The following is a 17,912-nucleotide window of genomic DNA, read 5'->3' as shown; positions in this document are numbered from 1 at the left end:
GACTGAATATTTACGTATTTTATAAGGAGTTAATTTTAAGTCCCAGCACTGCTGTATAACAAAACTCAGCAAATTTACGTTTTTATCCTCCATGAGATTTATTGACCAATGAATCATTCTCGTAATCTCACTCAAAAAAAAGGGAGTGTTTAATCATGCAACGACAAAAGTTATTGATTAATGGAGAAAGACTAAAAACGACATTAGAACAATTTGCAAACTTTGGCCGGACAGAAAACAATGGAGTCACAAGGCTTTCGTTATCAAAAGAAGATATTCGGGTAAGAGATTATTTTCGTTCTTGCTGCGAGGAGTTAGGGCTGACAGTCACGGTAGATGATATGGGCTGTATGTATGCGACATTAGCTGGGACTGAAGATAAGCCGCCCATTCTGATTGGCTCCCACTTGGATTCGGTAAAAAAAGGCGGCCGATTTGATGGTGTGCTGGGGGTTGTCGCTGGGTTAGAAGTAGTCAGAACGTTGGTCGAGAATCAAATAAAACCACAAATCCCAATTACCATTGTTAATTTTACAAACGAAGAAGGGGCAAGGTTCGAACCATCGATGATGGCATCAGGGGTGCTCTCTGGTAAATTTGATAAGGAAGTAATGCTGAAAAAGGTAGATTCAGAGGGAGTTACCTTTGGTGAGGCTTTAAAGGCAAGCGGGTACGAAGGCGAAGTAGGGAATCGGTTGAAAGAGGCAACGGCCCTTTTGGAGCTTCATATAGAACAAGGCCCGATTCTTGAAAAAGAGGATCTCTCGATTGGTGTTGTAGAATGTGTGGTGGGAATGGCCTGCTATGAGATTGAAGTAACGGGAGAATCCGACCATGCCGGTACTACACCAATGAATATGAGAAAGGATGCCCTGTTTGCTGCCAATAACATAATCAATGAAATCCGCAGGCGGTTAGGGGGATTGGATGAAGATTTAGTCTTCACGATTGGCAGGGTGAGTGTGTACCCAAGCATTCATACGGTCATTCCGAACAAGGTTGTCTTTACTCTAGAAGCGCGCCATAAAGATATGGAAATTGTCCGTACGGTTAAAAACCTTATCGAATCACTTCCGAGTTTAACTTCACTTCATGAAGGCTGTGAGGTAAAAACAACAAAATTATGGGAGCGTGACACAGTCTGGTTCCAACCAGAGATCTGTCAACTATTTGAAGAGTCCGCACAATCACTCGGATATTCTAACCGAAAAATGGTTTCAGGTGCAGGACATGATGCCCAGTTCATTGCCAGCTTCGTGCCTACTGCGATGCTGTTTGTTCCAAGCATTAATGGCAAGAGCCATTGTGAAGAGGAATTAACGACGTGGGAAGACTGTGAAAAGGGGATTAATGTTTTATTGGATACAGTTTTGACCATGCTGTCAAAATAAGAAATGACAAATCATAGATTTTAAGGAAGACCCTTTTGCAATGCGGAGGGGTCTTTTTTTATGTAGGAGTTTATTGTAAAAAGTTATAATAAAGTGTAAAATTACACTATATAAAATCATCGAAAAAATATCAAAAGGGAGCCGGACATGGGGAAAATAGTAAAGTTCTTGTTACTGTATTTTGGAATCGTGCCACTGATTTTTAGTTTTTTCGCATTCGCGATTATGACGGTGTTTGATAATACTTTGCTTGCCGCACTACCAGGATTAATAGTTGCTGGGTGTTTGACCGGGTTCCTCGTAAGCAGGAAGCACTTGAAGCAGGAAAACCTAAAGGACTATCTCGTCCTTGTTCTTATTCCGCTTGCCTATACTGCGTTCCTTTGGGCCCTGTTTATGCTGATTACCAAAGGGTTTTACGGGGCGGATGCTTGGCTGTTTTATAGTATTTTTCATTTGGTCTACGCGCCAAACTATTTTATTGCCATGCTTATGGGAGAAGGAAGATTATTTCTGGGGGCACCAATAGCATACGAGCTTTCCTTTATTTTCGGAGCAGCGCTTGCCATAATAAAGGAGAGAAAGCTCCCAGATTTCAATAAAAAACGCTTCCTGTCAGTGATAATGATATTTATGCTTGCAATCGGTACAGGTGCCGCTGTTCAATGGCATCGCAGTAAAACGGTCCTTCCATCCTATGGGTTTGAATATGGAGGAGGATATTCTAGTACTGATCTCTATCCTTATGATGTGAATAATCCAGATAATATCCTGCCGAAGTTGAAAACTGCTTCAACCTTTACAATTAAAAACCAAAGTGAAATGCCTATATTAGATGGAGCAGAAGCCGCATTTCCTGTGTATTCTGCTTTTGCCAATGCAGCCTATGAAAATATTGAAAAAGTGTATCAAGAATACGGGGAAGTTGTCACCTTTACTAATACGATTTATGCCTATGAGCGGCTTTTACAAGGTGATGTTGATATTTACTTTGGAGCAGAGCCGTCAAAAGAACAGCAGCAAATGGCGAAAGAGGCAGGTAAAGAACTAGTTATGACCCCAATAGGGAAGGAAGCGTTTGTCTTTTTCGTCAATCCAGATAATAAGGTGGATAGCCTAGCTGTCTCAGAGATTAAAGGCATCTACACAGGAAAAATTAAAAACTGGTCAAAACTAGGCGGCGAGGATGAAAAAATTATTGCCTTCCAGCGTCCTAAAAATTCTGGGAGTCAAACGCTTCTGGAGAAAATCATGGGCGACACGCCCATCATGAAGCCTCTGAAGGAAGATGTACCTGAAGGAATGGGCGGAATTATCGAGCAGGTAGCCGATTACCGAAACTATGACAATTCAATAGGCTTTTCGTTTCGATTCTATGCAACGGGAATGAAGGCAAATACAGATATCAAGCTATTGGCGATTAATGGGATTGAACCAAATCCTGAAAACATTGCGAGCGGTAAATACCCTTTCACCGCCTCGCTCTATGCTATTACAGTAAAGGACAACAAAAAAATGCAATCGATCCAGCCATTCCTGGAATGGATGCAGGGACCACAAGGCCAAGAGATCGTTGAAGAGATTGGTTATATAAAACTAACTAAGAATTAAGAAGTCATTTTCGTGTAAGTAAAAAGGCGGGGAGCGCATAAATAGGCTCTTCGCTTTTCTTTTTGTGATTGTCCGCTTTTTTAAGATTTTTTGATTATTAAGGGTTCGTCTTTATTTTTTCTAAGTAACTGCCATTTCCAGTTATCCTTTAAACGTTTTTGGCTGCACAGTTATTGAGTTTTAAAATAAATTCCAGAAATGCGGAAAAAATCCGCTTTTCCGGAATTGAAAGCGTAAATAATTTCCGGAATTACGGAATATGAGATTGGTACAATGGTGGATTATTGTGAGCACGGTTTATATTTAATATAATGATAGTGTGATAATACTGAAAATTTATATTTTTAAAAATTAACAAATAGAATTGGCATGGAACTTGCAAATATTAAAGTGAACTTCAGTTTGCAAGCGCTTACTAAAAGAGGTTGAAGCTCAATTCAAACTTAAAAAGGGGGATTTAAATGCAATTATTGATTATTCTTTTATCGCTTGGACTATTAATGTTTGTTGCCTATCGGGGTTTTTCTGTTATCTTATTTGCTCCCATCTGTGCACTTTTAGCTGTTTTACTTGTGGACCCTAGCCATGTATTACCGTTCTTTTCCGGCGTCTTCATGGAAAAAATGGTCGGATTTATTAAATCTTACTTCCCGGTCTTCTTATTAGGAGCGATTTTTGGTAAAGTGGTTGAAATGTCAGGGATTGCTGAATCCATCGCTAAGACAATTGTCCGCTGGCTTGGTGCAAAACGTGCGATGCTAACCATCGTATTATTAGGCGCCATTTTAACATATAGCGGTGTAAGTTTATTTGTAGCTGTTTTCGCTATTTACCCATTTGCTGCTCAAATGTTCAGGGAAGCGAATATCCCTAAACGCTTAATCCCAGGGACAATCGCGCTTGGTGCTTTCACATTTACCATGGATGCTCTGCCGGGAACACCGCAAATTCAAAACGTAATCCCTATTCAATTCTTTAAAACAAATATTTATGCCGCTCCAACTCTGGGAATTATTGGTGCTATTTTTGTCCTAGGCCTAGGGCTCTTATATCTTGAAACACGTAGGAAAAAGGCTGCAAAAGCAGGAGAAGGTTACTTTGGGTTCGGAACAGAGAATGCGGCAGCATTGGCTGAAGCCAATCAGAAGGAAACAGAGATTCCAGATTTAACTTCTCAGCAATCTGTTTTAAAACAAATAATGGCGTTTGTACCACTCATCTTAGTAGGGGTTACCAATAAATTGTTCATCACATACATTCCAAAATGGTATCCGAACGGTTTTGATTTTTCCGCCATTGGTCTAAAAGCGTATGTAATAGATGTTCCTACTGTTGCCGCGATTTGGGCAATTGAAATGGCTCTAGTCGTTGGGATTATTACATCACTTGCCTTTGATTGGAAGCGAGTAAAGGTAAACTTTAAAGAAGGATTAAACCTAAGTATTGCTGGTGCCTTGCTTGCAACGATGAACACAGGAGCAGAATACGGTTTTGGAGGAGTTATTGCTGCACTTCCTGGATTTACAAAAATTAGTGATGGAATTTCCAGTACCTTTACAAATCCGCTCGTTAACGGTGCGGTAACAACTAGTTCGCTTGCAGGGATTACAGGGTCTGCCTCGGGTGGTATGGGAATAGCATTAGGTGCGATGGCTGATAAATACAATCAGGCAATAGCAGCGGCAAATATTCCGCCAGAAGTAATGCACCGTGTTGTTGCCATGGCATCGGGTGGTATGGATACACTTCCACATAACGGTGCTGTTATTACCTTACTTGCTGTGACAGGATTAACACACAAGCAATCATATCGCGACATTTTCGCTGTTACGATCATAAAAACCGTGGCTGTATTCTTTGTTATTGGTCTCTACACTTTATTTGGGATTATTTAATGAGGAATCAAATTTAGAAGCATAGTTTTCTGTTATTAAGGAGGATGCTCGAATGAGCAAGGCATTAAAAGGAAAAACAGCATTTATTACCGGGTCCGCTAGTGGGATTGGATTAGAGATTGCAAAAACCTTTGCAGAGGAAGGAGCAAAAGTAGTCATCTCTGATTTAAATGCTAGTAAAAGTGAAGAAGTGGCTTCCGAACTAAGGAAGCAAGGATTTGAAGCACTAGCAGCCCCATGTGATGTAACCGATGAAGAGGCATTTAAAAATAGTCTTGAGTCTGCTTATCAAACTTTCGGAAGCATTGATATTTTAGTCAATAATGCAGGGATGCAATATGTTTCACCCATTGAAGAGTTTCCTACCGAAAAATTTGAATTACTGGTCAAAATCATGTTAACGGCCCCCTTCATCGGGATTAAACATGTGTTCCCAATCATGAAGAAACAGGGCTTTGGAAGAGTCATCAATATGGCTTCTATTAATGGTGTCATTGGGTTTGCTGGTAAGGCGGCTTACAATAGTGCTAAGCACGGTGTCATTGGTTTAACAAAGGTAGCTGCATTGGAAGGCGCAGCCCATGGAATAACAGTAAATGCTTTATGCCCTGGTTATGTCGATACACTGTTAGTCAGAAACCAACTAGGGGATTTGGCTAAAACTAGAAATGTCAGCTTAGATCGTGTCATTGAGGAAGTACTCTTCCCGCTAGTTCCACAAAGAAGATTATTATCAGTATCAGAAATTGCTGACTATGCTGTCTTTCTAGCAAGCGATAAAGGAAGAGGTGTTACTGGCCAAGCGGTCATTCTCGATGGAGGCTACACCGCTCAATAAGGTATGGAGATTCCTATTCGGATATTCGAATAGGATTTTCTATTGTATGGGAAAAAAATCTAGTCTCTAAAGTGAAGAATCCGTTTGGTATAATGGTTTTATCAAAACGGTAAAGGTGGGGAAAGAATGTATCCTGGTTTTGAGGGGATTCCTAATAATTGGTACGAGCAAATTATTAATCTAATAGCGGAACGAATTGTCGTGGTAGATCACGAAGGGATTATTCTTTATATAAATGAGGCATATTGCGAGTTTTTAGGAACAACCGTGAAAGATGCCGTCCACCGGCCTGTACAGGATGTCATTCAAAACTCGCGAATGCACATCGTCGCCAAGACAGGGCAAAAAGAACTTGCTGCACTTCATCCCATCAATGGCAGTGAAATGATTGCTAATCGTCTTCCTATAATGGAGGCTGGAAAAGTAGTCGGCGCGGTCGGAACGGTCATGTTTCGCACCCCGGAAGAATGGCGAATGTATAAAACGAAAATACAGGGACTTGTTGAAGAATTAAAATATTATAAAACAAAAGCTGAAAAAGAGCTAACAAGTAAATACCGTTTCAACCATTTAATTGGGAATAGTGCTGCCTTTACAGCAACTAAAAAACTAGCAGAAAGAATTTCTGAAAGCAACTCATCCGTTTTATTGATAGGAGAGTCAGGTACTGGAAAGGAATTATTTGCACACGCCATTCATAATAGCAGCATGCGTGCCTCCCTGCCTTTTATTGCAATTAATTGTGCGTCAATACCAGAACATTTACTAGAATCGGAGCTGTTTGGATATGAAGATGGTGCATTTACAGGGGCAAAGAAAGGCGGCAAGAAGGGTAAGTTTGAAATAGCTAATAATGGGACACTGTTTCTAGATGAAATTGGAGATATGCCACTTTCAATGCAAAGTAAGCTTTTAAGAGTCTTGCAGGAAAAAGAGGTGCAGCGGGTGGGGGGGCAAAAGTCGATAGTTGTAGATGTTCGTATTATCGCAGCTACACACCGTGATTTAGAGAAGTTGGTGGAGGAAGGAACCTTTCGTCAGGATTTATACTATCGATTAAATGTCATCAAAATAGACATTCCCCCTCTAAGAGAACGAAAAGAGGATATTCCGCTTATTTCCAAAAGTTTATTGAAAAAATTAGAAGGAAAATTTTATCGTAAAGGGATCGAGTTGTCTGATTCCGTAAAGGATAGACTAATGCAGCATTCGTGGCCAGGAAACATCCGGGAACTTGAGAATGTATTGGAACGGTCGATCAATGTCTTAGATGGAAAAACAATTGAAGTGGCCCATCTGCCTTTATACTTGCGTGACATGGAGTTGGAGACACATCATGATATTACAGACGAGAATAATCAGCCAGCTAGGAAATCAGCATTACCGATTTCCTCATTAAGAGAAACCCTTGCGGTTGCGGAAAAGGCTGCAATGATCAATGCACTAAACGTAACAAATGGCAATAAGCAGGAAGCTGCTAAACTACTTGAAATTGGAAAAACTAGTTTTTATGAAAAGTGCAAATTGTATGCTATTAAATAGTATCAAATCCTCTGTTAAAAACAGGATATTATTCCCTTTTTTTGAAAGCGTATTATTACTATGGTAATAGTCATAATATTAGTTTAAGATAAAAGGGATTATTCGAAAATAGTTAGATTGGGTGGAAGCTTAATGATCCTGTTAGACTATATTTTTAATCTTGCAATTTTTTCACTTCTGGTTAGTACACCTTTAGTCATTTCCTCATTCTTTAAGCATAAATCATTTAAACTTGCTCGCTTCTGGACGTCTGTATATGCGGGGGTGGTTTCCGTACTTCTCGTTATACTGTCATTCCAGCAGCAAGGCTATTCATACGATATCAGATATGCCCCTGTTATACTCATGTTTGTGTATCTCGGGCCACTCGCAGGATTATTAACTGGACTGTTTTCATTACTTGCAAGGCTGTGGACAGGCGGACAATGGGATCCAGTTCTAACTGGCTGGGGATTGTTGATGTTGGGTTTCTCAATTATATACTTCTATACTAAATACTTAACGGTTATCAAAAAAATCATCATATTTTTTGCTGGCTATTGTGTGATTTATGGGATTACGGTCTTTACTTTTAAGATATTTATTGATAACCCTATCTTTCATTTACAATATCTGTTATTTGTGATGTTAGGGGTTATCATTGGCGCTTTACTCATTGAGTCTTATGAAAAGCTGCATAGATTAAATAATAGGTTAACAGATATGTATAAACTAGTAGAGGCAAGTGAATCAAAGTACCGTCTTATTGCTGAGAATACATCAGACCTTATCCTAGTTTTGAATGATGAACAGTCAGTGATTTACTTGTCTCCTTCACATGAAAGTGTTTTAGGATATCAGGGCTGGGAGATAGAAAGATTGGAAAAGTACCATTTAATCCATAGGGACGAAGTTGAATTATTTAAAAATACAATAAAATGGATGTTGGATAATAAAGAGATCCAATCCATTGAATTTCGAATGAGGCACAAGGATGGAAGATGGATTGAAGTTGAGTCACGCTGTGTGCCCGTCTTGGGAGAAGATGGAGCAGTTGAAAATATCGTCATTATAAGCAGAGATATTTCGGAACGTAAACAGGCAGAAGAAATACTACTGCGCTCGGAGAAACTATCGATTGTCGGGGAGTTAGCGGCAGGGGTCGCCCATGAAATAAGAAATCCGCTTACTACCATAAAAGGCTTCATGCAACTTTATAAAAGAGGGGGCAGTTCGATTGATGATTTGCTTCTTAGTGAATTAAATCGGATTGAAACCATTACCAGCCAACTGCTAACTTTAGGAAAACCGCAAGCAGTTCAATTAGACCGGACGAATATTCTTGAATTAATTAAAGATACGCTTGAACTTCTAGCCCCTGAGGCATTGATGAGTAATACCCAGATAAAGCTAGATTTTGAGGAATCATCCTACTATATTACCTGTGAGAAAAATCAATTAAAGCAGGTCTTCCTAAATATCTTAAAGAATGCTATGGAAGCAATGAAGGAAGGGGGAGAAATTCTCGTCCGCCTTCGCAAGGGGCCAGATGATGAATGTATTATTTCTATTCAGGATCAGGGATGCGGGATCCCTGAAGAATTACTTCCTCGATTAGGAGAACCATTTTATACATTAAAAGAAAAAGGAACAGGCCTTGGCCTAATGATTAGCCATAAAATCATAAAACAACACCATGGCAGCATTACATTTAGCAGTAAAGAAAAAGCAGGAACCAACGTTGAAATAAAATTTCCGTCGGCCAGTTGAGACAATTGGGTGTAAAGAATGGGGTGTCAATGGGGTGTCAATAGGGTGTCAATGGGGTGTCAGGCACCACCCGTGGACAAATGTCCACGAGTGGTGCCTGACACCTTTTTAATGTTCATATTCAATTCATATAATTTTTGTATAATTTAGTTTGTAATAGTGAATGAAAGAGGAAGTATGTGATCGGTAGAGGGGATGTAAAGAAATATGTCAGATGTGAAGAATGAGAGGGGATGGCGTCAGTTTATTCGATTGGTTCAACATACCAAGCCATCTAAATTGCTCTTGGGTATCGCACTTATATTAAGTGTAGGAACCACCTTGGTGGGGCTGTTTGTCCCATTGTTCACTATAAATCTTATCAATGATTTTTCTCTTAGCTCATTAAGCACTGGAAGAATCATTCTTCTCGTTTGCGCTCTCGTCATTCAAGCCGTTGCGAGCGGGATATCCATCTATTTATTAAATCATATCGGACAATCGGTTGTGGCAGGGATTCGCGACCGTTTATGGAAGAAACTGCTCCTCTTACCAATACCGTTTTATGATGAAAATCAAACAGGGGACACGGTCAGCCGAATGACGAATGATACAGCAGTGGTAAAAGGATTAATTACCGACCATCTCGCCAATTTTCTATCAGGGACCATTTCCATCATTGGTTCGATTATTGTCTTACTGCTCTTGGATTGGAAGATGGCTTTGTTAATGTTTATTGCCCTGCCGCTTGCGGCGGTTATTTTAATGACACTTGGCAGAAAAATGCATCAGGTGTCCAAAGGGATGCAAACCGAAACAGCACAGTTTACCTCCGTCATTCAGCAAGTATTATCTGAAATACGCCTCGTCAAAGCTTCGAATGCGGAGGAAGTCGAATATCAGCATGGTAAAAATGGTATTACGAAGTTGTTTCAATATGGGTTGAAAGAAGCAAAAATTCAAGCACTGATTTCTCCGTTGATTGGTTTAGTAATCATGGTATTACTAGTCGTCATTCTAGGATTTGGTGGAATGAGAGTATCTTCAGGTGCATTGATGGCGGGTGATTTAGTTGCTTTTATCATGTATCTTTTTCAAATCGTTATGCCAATGGGGCAATTCAGCGAACCTGCTCAATAGATGGAAAGGATGAGGAGCGATGACAAAATTATTAATTGTCGACGATGACGCTAATATTCGCGAACTTGTGCTTCTTTTTTTGAAAAAAGAGGGATTCGAACTGTACGAAGCATCAGATGGGATGAAGGCGTTAGAGTTGATGGGAAAATTAAAAATTGATTTAGCGATCATTGATATTATGATGCCGAATATGGATGGCTGGGAATTGTGCCGAGAGATTCGGGAGTTTAGTGATATTCCAATCTTAATGTTAACCGCCAAAGGTGAAACCTCACAAAAGGTAAAGGGATTTGAACTTGGGGCCGATGATTATCTAGTGAAACCTTTTGATCCAGCTGAATTAACGGCCCGAGTCAAAGCTGTATTGAAGCGGTATAAAATAACGGTCTCACAAACGATAACTATTAATGACTTTATGCTGAATCGCAAAACACATGAAATTTCTTTTAAGAATAAAGAAATTACCATTCCGTTGAAAGAATTTGAACTGTTGTTTAAATTAGCGAGCTATCCTGGAAAGACCTTTTCAAGAGAGGTATTAATTGAAGATATTTGGGGTTACGACTATGAGGGAGACGAGCGAACGGTCGATGTGCATATTAAAAGGATAAGGGAGAGGTTCTCAGAAGAAGAATTCCCGTTTCGAATTCAGACGATTCGGGGATTAGGTTACCGGTTTGAGGTAAAACCATGAAGGTCAAACGGTTTTTCCAGCATTTATTCGGGGTCTGTTTCTTCATTGTATTTGTTTCGTTGGGCTTTTCCGCAGGTTATTTCATAGTCTCCGGAATCTATCGCTTATTCCATCTGCATACATCCGATTATCTTCGTCATATGGCGGAGGTTGTCAGTAGTTTATTAACGATGGCGTTTGTGGGGCTTCTTATTGGTTTATTCACGAACTCCAGGCGTCACAATCTCTTTCATGAAATACTTGATGCCTTAAGCAGGATTGCCAAAGGTGATTTTAATGTATACCTTGATTTAAAGGTTGGAAGAGAAAATCAATTTACCAAACTGATTGACCATATCAATCATATGGCTAAGCAATTAAAACAGTTGGAAGAGATGCGGCAGGAGTTTATTTCCAATGTCTCTCATGAAATTCAGTCACCGTTGACGTCAATAATGGGCTTTGCCCAAGTCCTCCAATACGATCAGCTAACAAAAGAAGAGAGAAACCATTATCTCAGTATCATTGAAACGGAAAGTAGAAGGCTCTCGAAATTAAGCGATAATCTCATGAAATTAACTTCGTTAGAATCCAAGCATCATCCCTTTGATCGTCATAGCTATCGATTAGATCAGCAAATACGGACGATTATTTTAGCCTGTGAACCGCTTTGGCTGGAAAAGGGTCTGGAATTGGATGTTTCAATGGAGAAGGCCGCCATCATTGCAGATGAAGATTTGATGAGCCAGGTTTGGACGAATCTCTTTCACAATAGTATTAAATTTACACCGAGCCAGGGGATGATTCGTGTTCATCTCGAAAAAGTGGATGACAAAACGATCGTGAAAATATCAGATACGGGGATTGGCATCTCGAAAAAAGACCAGATTCATGTATTTGAACGATTCTACAAAGCCGATAAGGCAAGAGACCGGTCAAAAGGAGGCAGTGGATTAGGGCTCTCCATCGTCAAAAAAATCATCGAAATGCACGAAGGAACCATCTTTGTTGAAAGCGAAGAGGGGAAGGGAACCACCTTTACAATTACATTATAATGAGTGTTAATAATGGGTGTTAGTAATGAGTGTTAGTAATGGGTGTCAGGCACCGCTCGTGGACAAATGTCCACGAACGGTGCCTGACACCTTTTTTCCATCTCTTTTTCATAAATTGTTCTGTTAGGCATATGGCAAATCATATTTATTGTAAGATAAGTAATTTTGGCTATTCAGCGAATATGGAGGAGTGAGCGCGGGTGCCAATTGATTGGGATGAAAAGGCTGAAATTTTTCATTTGTACAATAACAAGATTAGTTATTTGATTCAAATTGTTCACGGTAAATATCCTGCCCATTTGTATTGGGGCAAGAGGGTTCATGCGCTCCAGCCGTCTTCCATTCTAGTATTTAAACGCAGGCCTTTTTCGCCGACGACGGAACCTGATTTTCCGCAATTTTCACTTGATACGCTGCCACAGGAATACCCTGCTTTTGGGAACGGGGATTTTCGTTCTCCGGCTTATCAAATCCGCTCAGCTGACGGGACTACAGTAACGGAATTTGTCTATGATTCTCATGAAATTTTTCAAGGAAAACATCCACTTAAGGGATTGCCTGCTGCGTATGTCGAGGATAAATCTGAAGCTGAAACATTAGTGCTGACAATGGTAGATGCCATGCTTGGGGTCGGGATGAATCTTCATTATACAATTTACAGTGATTTTGATGTGATAACGAGGTCGGTCTCCTTTGAGCACCTTGGGACCCATGATGTGGAAATACATAAATGTATGAGTATGTCAGTGGACATTCATCAGTCAGATTGGGATTGGCTGCACCTTTATGGAACATGGGGGCGTGAGTGTCACATCGAAAGGCGGCCGCTTAACCACGGGATTCAAATGATTTCATCAGCTCGAGGTGCAAGCAGCGATCAACATAATCCGTTTGTTGCGCTCCTTGCGAAAGACACCAACGAAGAGCAAGGAGATGTGTATGGGATCAGTTTGGTCTATAGCGGGAATTTTCAAGCTTCCATCGAAGTCGATCCATTTCAAACTTCTAGACTCAGCATCGGCATAAACCCTTTTGATTTTACATGGGTGCTGGAGCCGGGGGAAACGTTTCAGACTCCTGAAGCTCTAATGGTGTATTCCTCGGAAGGGCTTGGAGGAATGTCCAGGACTTTTCATAAAATACTGAGGGAAAGAGTTTGCCGTGGCGTATACCGTGACAAAACACGTCCAATTCTCATTAATAACTGGGAAGCCACCTATTTCAATTTTAATGAAAAAAAACTTTTCGACCTTGCGGATGCAGCAAAAGAATTAGGAATCGAACTGTTTGTACTAGACGATGGATGGTTTGGGCATCGTGACAATGATAAAAGTTCGTTGGGTGATTGGTTTGTTTTTAAGAAAAAACTTCCGAATGGTTTAGATGGATTGGCTGATTATATCCGAAAAAAGGGGCTGCAATTTGGGATATGGGTCGAGCCGGAAATGGTCTCTCCGGATAGTGATTTGTATCGTAAACATCCTGATTGGTGTATCCATGTGCCAGGAAGGAACCGGACACAGTCTAGAAATCAATTAATTCTTGATTTAAGCAGGGAAGACGTATGTAATTTTTTAATCGAAACGCTCATTCGTGTATTTAGCAGTGCTAACATTTCCTATGTCAAATGGGATATGAATCGAAATATGACTGAAGTGGGTTCGGCTTTACTGCCGCCTCATAAGCAAAAAGAAACAGCACACCGTTACATGCTTGGCTTGTATCGAATCCTAGAAAAACTGACCAAACGATTTCCGCAGATCTTATTTGAAAGCTGTTCCGGTGGTGGCGGCCGCTTTGATCCTGGCATGCTCTATTACATGCCGCAAACCTGGACGAGTGATGATACAGATGCTGTTGAACGGCTTAAGATTCAATACGGAACAAGCCTCATTTATCCTGCGATTACCATGGGGGCACATGTATCAGATGTGCCGAATCATCAAGTGGGAAGAATTACACCGCTTTTAATGAGATGCCATGTGGCAATGGCGGCAAATTTGGGCTTCGAATTAAATATCGACAAACTAAGTAATGATGATAAGAAGGTTGTAATGGAGCAAATCAAACGATATCATCAAATCAAGGATATTGTCTGTTTTGGGGACTTATACAGGCTGTTAAGTCCGTTTGATGGAATGGATCCAGCTTGGATGTATGTGTCACCGAACCAGGAAAGGGCTGTAGTTTTTTACTATAAAACTTTGGCAACACCAAATCCGCCATTTTTCCGGCTGAAGTTGCGCGGGCTAAAGTCGTGTGAGATTTATAGAGTAAATAGGGGAGAACAGGAATATGCGGGCGATGAGTTAATGAAAATTGGATTACAGCTGCCACTGATAAATAGAGATTTTTATTCGAGTGTTTACCACATTGAAGCGTTTGAAAAGTAATCAAATAAAAAATACGAGCTTTTTAGGTCCATATTTCAATTAAAATTAACAAGTTTGACAATCTATATACCTGTGGAAAAGAATATATTTGGTATGCTTAATATAGAAAATATCATAGCCAGGCTTAGAGACTTGGAGAAAGCCATAAAAACAAATGGGAATGATACATTACTATTCCTATGCGTTTTTATGGCTTTTTTGTTTGCATGACTAAACCCTTGAGAATGAAGTCTGGGAGGGTCTAGATTAGTATTTTCTGTAAAGACTAGTATAGAAGTAAAAAAGTATTATAAAATGGTGAGAAGAGACTGAAGGTGAGAGGTGAACAATGGGATGAGTTTTTTTGGACAAAAGGTGTTACCGGCAATTCGAAAAATAGAAGATTTCGAAAAAATGATGTCAAGGAACTATGAATATATTGTAATTTTAGACATACATGTTTCCAGACTGAAACCCATTTTTCAAATGGCTCAGGCCAACCATAAAAAGTTAATCATTCACATGGATTTAGTTCATGGATTAAAGAGTGATGAATACTCAACAGAATATATCTGTCAGGAATTTAAACCATTTGGCCTGATTTCTACTAAAGGAAGCGTGATTCTTAAAGCGAGACAAAAAGGTGTAAAATCGATTCAGCGTATGTTTCTACTAGATACTAGCTCGATCGAAAAGAGTTTTGCGTTAATCGAACGAACAAATCCGGATTATATAGAAGTATTACCGGGAATTATGCCAAAAATAATTAAAGATATCCGGAATCGTACGAATAAAGAAGTTTTTGCTGGAGGATTAATAGATACCATTGAAGAAGTAGAACAAGCCTATGAAGCGGGAGCAATTACGATAACAACATCCAATAAAGAATTATGGAAATATTTCGAACCGAAAAATTAGGATGAAACTAACAGTTTCACTGGCCCTAGTATATTCATAGAAATAAAGCTTAAAAGCGTAAAGACATTATTTGTATGCCTTTACGTTTTTTTAAGTAGTTTGATTGTTGATTGTCATCAAGGTAAGAATGAAAAAAATACTGGATGCTAGAAAGATGTGTATTGTTTATGAATCTAGTTGACAACGCTTTCAATCTACCTTTATAATATTAACTAAGTTGATAATATGTGAAGAAGATTTTAGAGACTCACGGAAATACCCCATTTTTACGGGGGATTTTCTGTGCGTCTTTTTTCGTTTTATTCACAACAAGTTCCAAGGTAAAGATGTTTTTTTTAAAAGAGGAGGTTAATTATGACAGCTTTTTGGGGTGAATTAATTGGCACGGCAATTTTAATTACATTAGGCGCTGGCGTGTGCGCAGGAGTGAATCTGAAGAAAACGCTCTCTAATGGCAGTGGTTGGATTGTTATTACCTTTGGATGGGGGTTTGCGGTAGCAGTTGCTGCCTACTCAGTGGGTAAATTTAGTGGTGCACATCTAAATCCTGCATTAACAGTTGCGTTAGCATTTACCGGCGATCTTCCGTGGAAAGAGGTCCCAACTTATATTTTCGGTCAAGTGATTGGAGCAATAATTGGAGCAACAATTATTTATTTTCAATATCTTCCACATTGGAAAGTGACAGAAGATCAAGGGGCAAAATTAGGAACATTTGCAACAGGTCCTGCTATTCCTCATACTTTTGCAAACTTAATTAGTGAAATTATTGGTACATTTATTCTTGTTTTAGGAATCTTAGCAATCGGTGCAAATAAATTTGCAGATGGACTAAATCCACTCGTGGTAGGCTTCCTTATTGTTAGTATCGGTTTGAGTCTTGGGGGAACAACAGGATATGCGATCAATCCCGCCCGTGACTTTGGTCCAAGGTTAGCACATGCCCTTCTTCCAATTCCGGGAAAAGGAAGTTCTAATTGGGGATATTCATGGATACCCATTGTAGGCCCAATCCTTGGAGGAAGTTTGGGAGGATTATTTTATAAAGCTGCCTTTCTCGGTAAAACAGAAATGAGTCTTTGGTTTATAATAGGGGCAATTGTAGTAGTTCTTGCAATCGCTTCTGTAATGGGAAAGAAACCTCAGGAAACGGTCCGAGTAGAAAAAGTCAGTGCATAATTTTAATTAAAGGGAGAGTTTAGATATGGAAAAATACATCTTATCATTAGATCAAGGTACAACAAGTTCACGGGCTATTCTTTTTAATAAAGAAGGAAAGATTGTCCAAGTCGCTCAGCAGGAATTTCAACAATTCTTCCCTCAACCAGGATGGGTAGAACATAATGCAATTGAAATTTGGGGTTCGATCCTAGCGGTAATGGCTTCTTGTTTGGCCGGGGCTAATGTAAAACCAGAACAAGTGGCTGGAATCGGTATTACAAACCAACGGGAAACAGCCGTTGTCTGGGATAAAAAAACTGGCCAACCGATATATCATGCCATTGTTTGGCAATCCCGCCAAACAGCAGCGATTTGTGAAGAATTGAAAGCAAAAGGATATGATCAATTATTCAGGGATAAAACAGGCCTTTTAATTGATGCTTATTTCTCTGGAACAAAAGTGAAATGGATTCTTGAAAATGTAGAAGGTGCAAGAGAAAAAGCAGAGCGTGGAGAACTGCTATTTGGAACGATTGATACATGGCTTATTTGGAAACTATCTGGTGGAAAAGCCCATGTAACAGATTACTCCAATGCATCGAGAACATTGATGTACAATATTCATGACCTTAAATGGGATGAAGAGTTATTAGAAATTTTGTCAGTTCCTGCTTCAATGCTTCCGGAAGTACGCCCATCTTCAGAAGTATACGCTGAAACAGTTGATTACCATTTCTTTGGCTGTAATGTGCCAATTGCCGGAGTTGCGGGTGATCAGCAAGCAGCGTTATTCGGTCAAGCATGCTATGATAAAGGAATGGCGAAAAATACTTATGGAACTGGCTGCTTTATGTTAATGAATACCGGAGAACAAGCAGTAAAATCAGAGAACGGTCTGTTAACAACAATTGCATGGGGTATTAACGGAAAAGTAGAATATGCACTTGAAGGAAGTATCTTTGTTGCTGGGTCCGCCATCCAATGGCTTCGTGATGGGCTTCGTATGTTTAGAAATGCTGAAGAGAGCGAAAAATTTGCTGCGAGCGTAAAATCAACAGATGGTGTATATGTAGTTCCAGCCTTTGTTGGGTTAGGAACACCTTATTGGGATAGTGATGTACGTGGTTCGGTTTTTGGCTTAACTCGTGGTACCACCAAAGAACACTTTATTCGCGCAACGATAGAATCCCTTGCATATCAAACAAAGGATGTCTTAACTTCAATGGAGGCGGATTCAGGTATTTCGCTTAAAACTTTGCGTGTAGACGGCGGCGCTGTTGCCAATAACTTCTTAATGCAATTCCAAAGCGATGTATTAGATGTACCAGTGGAGCGTCCAGAAGTAAGAGAAACTACAGCATTAGGAGCTGCTTATTTAGCAGGATTAGCGGTGGGTTATTGGGAAAGCCAAGAAGAAATCGCTGCTCAATGGAATATGGATAAAGCATTTACACCAGATATGGCTGAAGAGGATCGAAACAATTTATATACAGGTTGGAAAAAGGCTGTAAACGCAGCTAGGGCTTTTAAATAATCGTAATGTATGGTAAGCTATACTTAAGTTAATATTTTGGCGGGAGAAACTCGA

General features: G+C 39.8%; 12 protein-coding genes and 1 pseudogene. All 13 read left to right on the top strand.

Annotated features, from left to right (window positions below):
- Window positions 1-155 precede the first annotated feature (155 nt).
- The 13 genes and pseudogenes from COJ96_RS00140 to glpK all read left to right on the top strand — a co-directional run bounded on the left by COJ96_RS00140 (window position 156) and on the right by glpK (window position 17,858).
- A complete protein-coding gene (locus COJ96_RS00140) occupies window positions 156-1,391 on the top strand; it encodes a Zn-dependent hydrolase (RefSeq protein ID WP_098570978.1) in 1,236 nt (411 codons plus the stop codon).
- Window positions 1,392-1,538: 147 nt separating this feature from the next.
- The gene (locus COJ96_RS00135) at window positions 1,539-3,002 is read left to right on the top strand and encodes a PstS family phosphate ABC transporter substrate-binding protein (RefSeq protein WP_098570977.1); all 1,464 of its coding nucleotides are present in this window, start codon (window positions 1,539-1,541) and stop codon (window positions 3,000-3,002) included.
- A gap of 461 nt (window positions 3,003-3,463) precedes the next feature.
- Window positions 3,464-4,897 carry a GntP family permease gene (locus COJ96_RS00130; protein WP_098570976.1) on the top strand — a complete coding sequence of 478 codons (1,434 nt, stop codon included), beginning with the start codon at window positions 3,464-3,466 and terminating at the stop codon, window positions 4,895-4,897.
- A 52-nt stretch (window positions 4,898-4,949) separates the two neighbouring features.
- Window positions 4,950-5,735 (top strand): 3-hydroxybutyrate dehydrogenase, encoded by a 786-nt coding sequence (locus tag COJ96_RS00125; protein ID WP_098570975.1) that lies wholly within the window; start codon window positions 4,950-4,952, stop codon window positions 5,733-5,735.
- Between the two features lie 126 nt (window positions 5,736-5,861).
- Window positions 5,862-7,277, top strand: a complete 1,416-nt coding sequence (locus tag COJ96_RS00120; RefSeq protein ID WP_098570974.1) for a sigma-54 interaction domain-containing protein — start codon at window positions 5,862-5,864, stop codon at window positions 7,275-7,277.
- Between the two features lie 132 nt (window positions 7,278-7,409).
- Window positions 7,410-9,026: an ATP-binding protein gene (locus COJ96_RS00115; RefSeq protein ID WP_098570973.1), complete on the top strand. Its 1,617-nt coding sequence runs from the start codon at window positions 7,410-7,412 to the stop codon at window positions 9,024-9,026.
- A gap of 207 nt (window positions 9,027-9,233) precedes the next feature.
- Window positions 9,234-10,130 (top strand): annotated as a pseudogene (locus COJ96_RS00110) (ABC transporter transmembrane domain-containing protein); the annotation flags it as partial.
- Window positions 10,131-10,164: 34 nt separating this feature from the next.
- Window positions 10,165-10,839 (top strand): response regulator transcription factor, encoded by a 675-nt coding sequence (locus COJ96_RS00105; RefSeq protein ID WP_098570971.1) that lies wholly within the window; start codon window positions 10,165-10,167, stop codon window positions 10,837-10,839.
- Window positions 10,836-11,873, top strand: a complete 1,038-nt coding sequence (locus tag COJ96_RS00100) for a sensor histidine kinase (RefSeq protein WP_098570970.1) — start codon at window positions 10,836-10,838, stop codon at window positions 11,871-11,873. Before COJ96_RS00105 ends, COJ96_RS00100 begins: the two co-directional genes overlap by 4 nt.
- Window positions 11,874-12,073: 200 nt before the next feature.
- Window positions 12,074-14,266, top strand: a complete 2,193-nt coding sequence (locus COJ96_RS00095; protein WP_098570969.1) for an alpha-galactosidase — start codon at window positions 12,074-12,076, stop codon at window positions 14,264-14,266.
- 333 nt (window positions 14,267-14,599) lie between these two features.
- Window positions 14,600-15,163: a glycerol-3-phosphate responsive antiterminator gene (locus tag COJ96_RS00090; RefSeq protein WP_098570968.1), complete on the top strand. Its 564-nt coding sequence runs from the start codon at window positions 14,600-14,602 to the stop codon at window positions 15,161-15,163.
- 354 nt (window positions 15,164-15,517) lie between these two features.
- On the top strand, window positions 15,518-16,342 hold the full coding sequence (locus tag COJ96_RS00085; RefSeq protein WP_098570967.1) for an MIP/aquaporin family protein: 825 nt from the start codon (window positions 15,518-15,520) through the stop codon (window positions 16,340-16,342).
- A 25-nt stretch (window positions 16,343-16,367) separates the two neighbouring features.
- A complete protein-coding gene (gene glpK / locus COJ96_RS00080) occupies window positions 16,368-17,858 on the top strand; it encodes a glycerol kinase GlpK (RefSeq protein ID WP_098570966.1) in 1,491 nt (496 codons plus the stop codon).
- Window positions 17,859-17,912: the final 54 nt, after the last annotated feature.

It is taken from the genome of Bacillus sp. AFS073361 (assembly GCF_002567005.1).
In the GTDB taxonomy this organism is placed as follows: Bacteria; Bacillota; Bacilli; order Bacillales; family Cytobacillaceae; genus Neobacillus.
Note: the sequence above shows the minus strand (reverse complement) of the source record. Positions and strands in the feature narration are given on the sequence as shown.

Excerpts from the sequence above, each read along its gene's own strand:
- COJ96_RS00140 (WP_098570978.1), top strand. The coding sequence starts at position 156 with ATGCAACGACAAAAGTTATTGATTAATGGAGAAAGACTAAAAACGACA.
- COJ96_RS00135 (WP_098570977.1), top strand. The coding sequence starts at position 1,539 with ATGGGGAAAATAGTAAAGTTCTTGTTACTGTATTTTGGAATCGTGCCA.
- COJ96_RS00130 (WP_098570976.1), top strand. The coding sequence starts at position 3,464 with ATGCAATTATTGATTATTCTTTTATCGCTTGGACTATTAATGTTTGTT.
- COJ96_RS00125 (WP_098570975.1), top strand. The coding sequence starts at position 4,950 with ATGAGCAAGGCATTAAAAGGAAAAACAGCATTTATTACCGGGTCCGCT.
- COJ96_RS00120 (WP_098570974.1), top strand. The coding sequence starts at position 5,862 with ATGTATCCTGGTTTTGAGGGGATTCCTAATAATTGGTACGAGCAAATT.
- COJ96_RS00115 (WP_098570973.1), top strand. The coding sequence starts at position 7,410 with ATGATCCTGTTAGACTATATTTTTAATCTTGCAATTTTTTCACTTCTG.
- COJ96_RS00105 (WP_098570971.1), top strand. The coding sequence starts at position 10,165 with ATGACAAAATTATTAATTGTCGACGATGACGCTAATATTCGCGAACTT.
- COJ96_RS00100 (WP_098570970.1), top strand. The coding sequence starts at position 10,836 with ATGAAGGTCAAACGGTTTTTCCAGCATTTATTCGGGGTCTGTTTCTTC.
- COJ96_RS00090 (WP_098570968.1), top strand. The coding sequence starts at position 14,600 with ATGAGTTTTTTTGGACAAAAGGTGTTACCGGCAATTCGAAAAATAGAA.
- COJ96_RS00085 (WP_098570967.1), top strand. The coding sequence starts at position 15,518 with ATGACAGCTTTTTGGGGTGAATTAATTGGCACGGCAATTTTAATTACA.
- glpK (WP_098570966.1), top strand. The coding sequence starts at position 16,368 with ATGGAAAAATACATCTTATCATTAGATCAAGGTACAACAAGTTCACGG.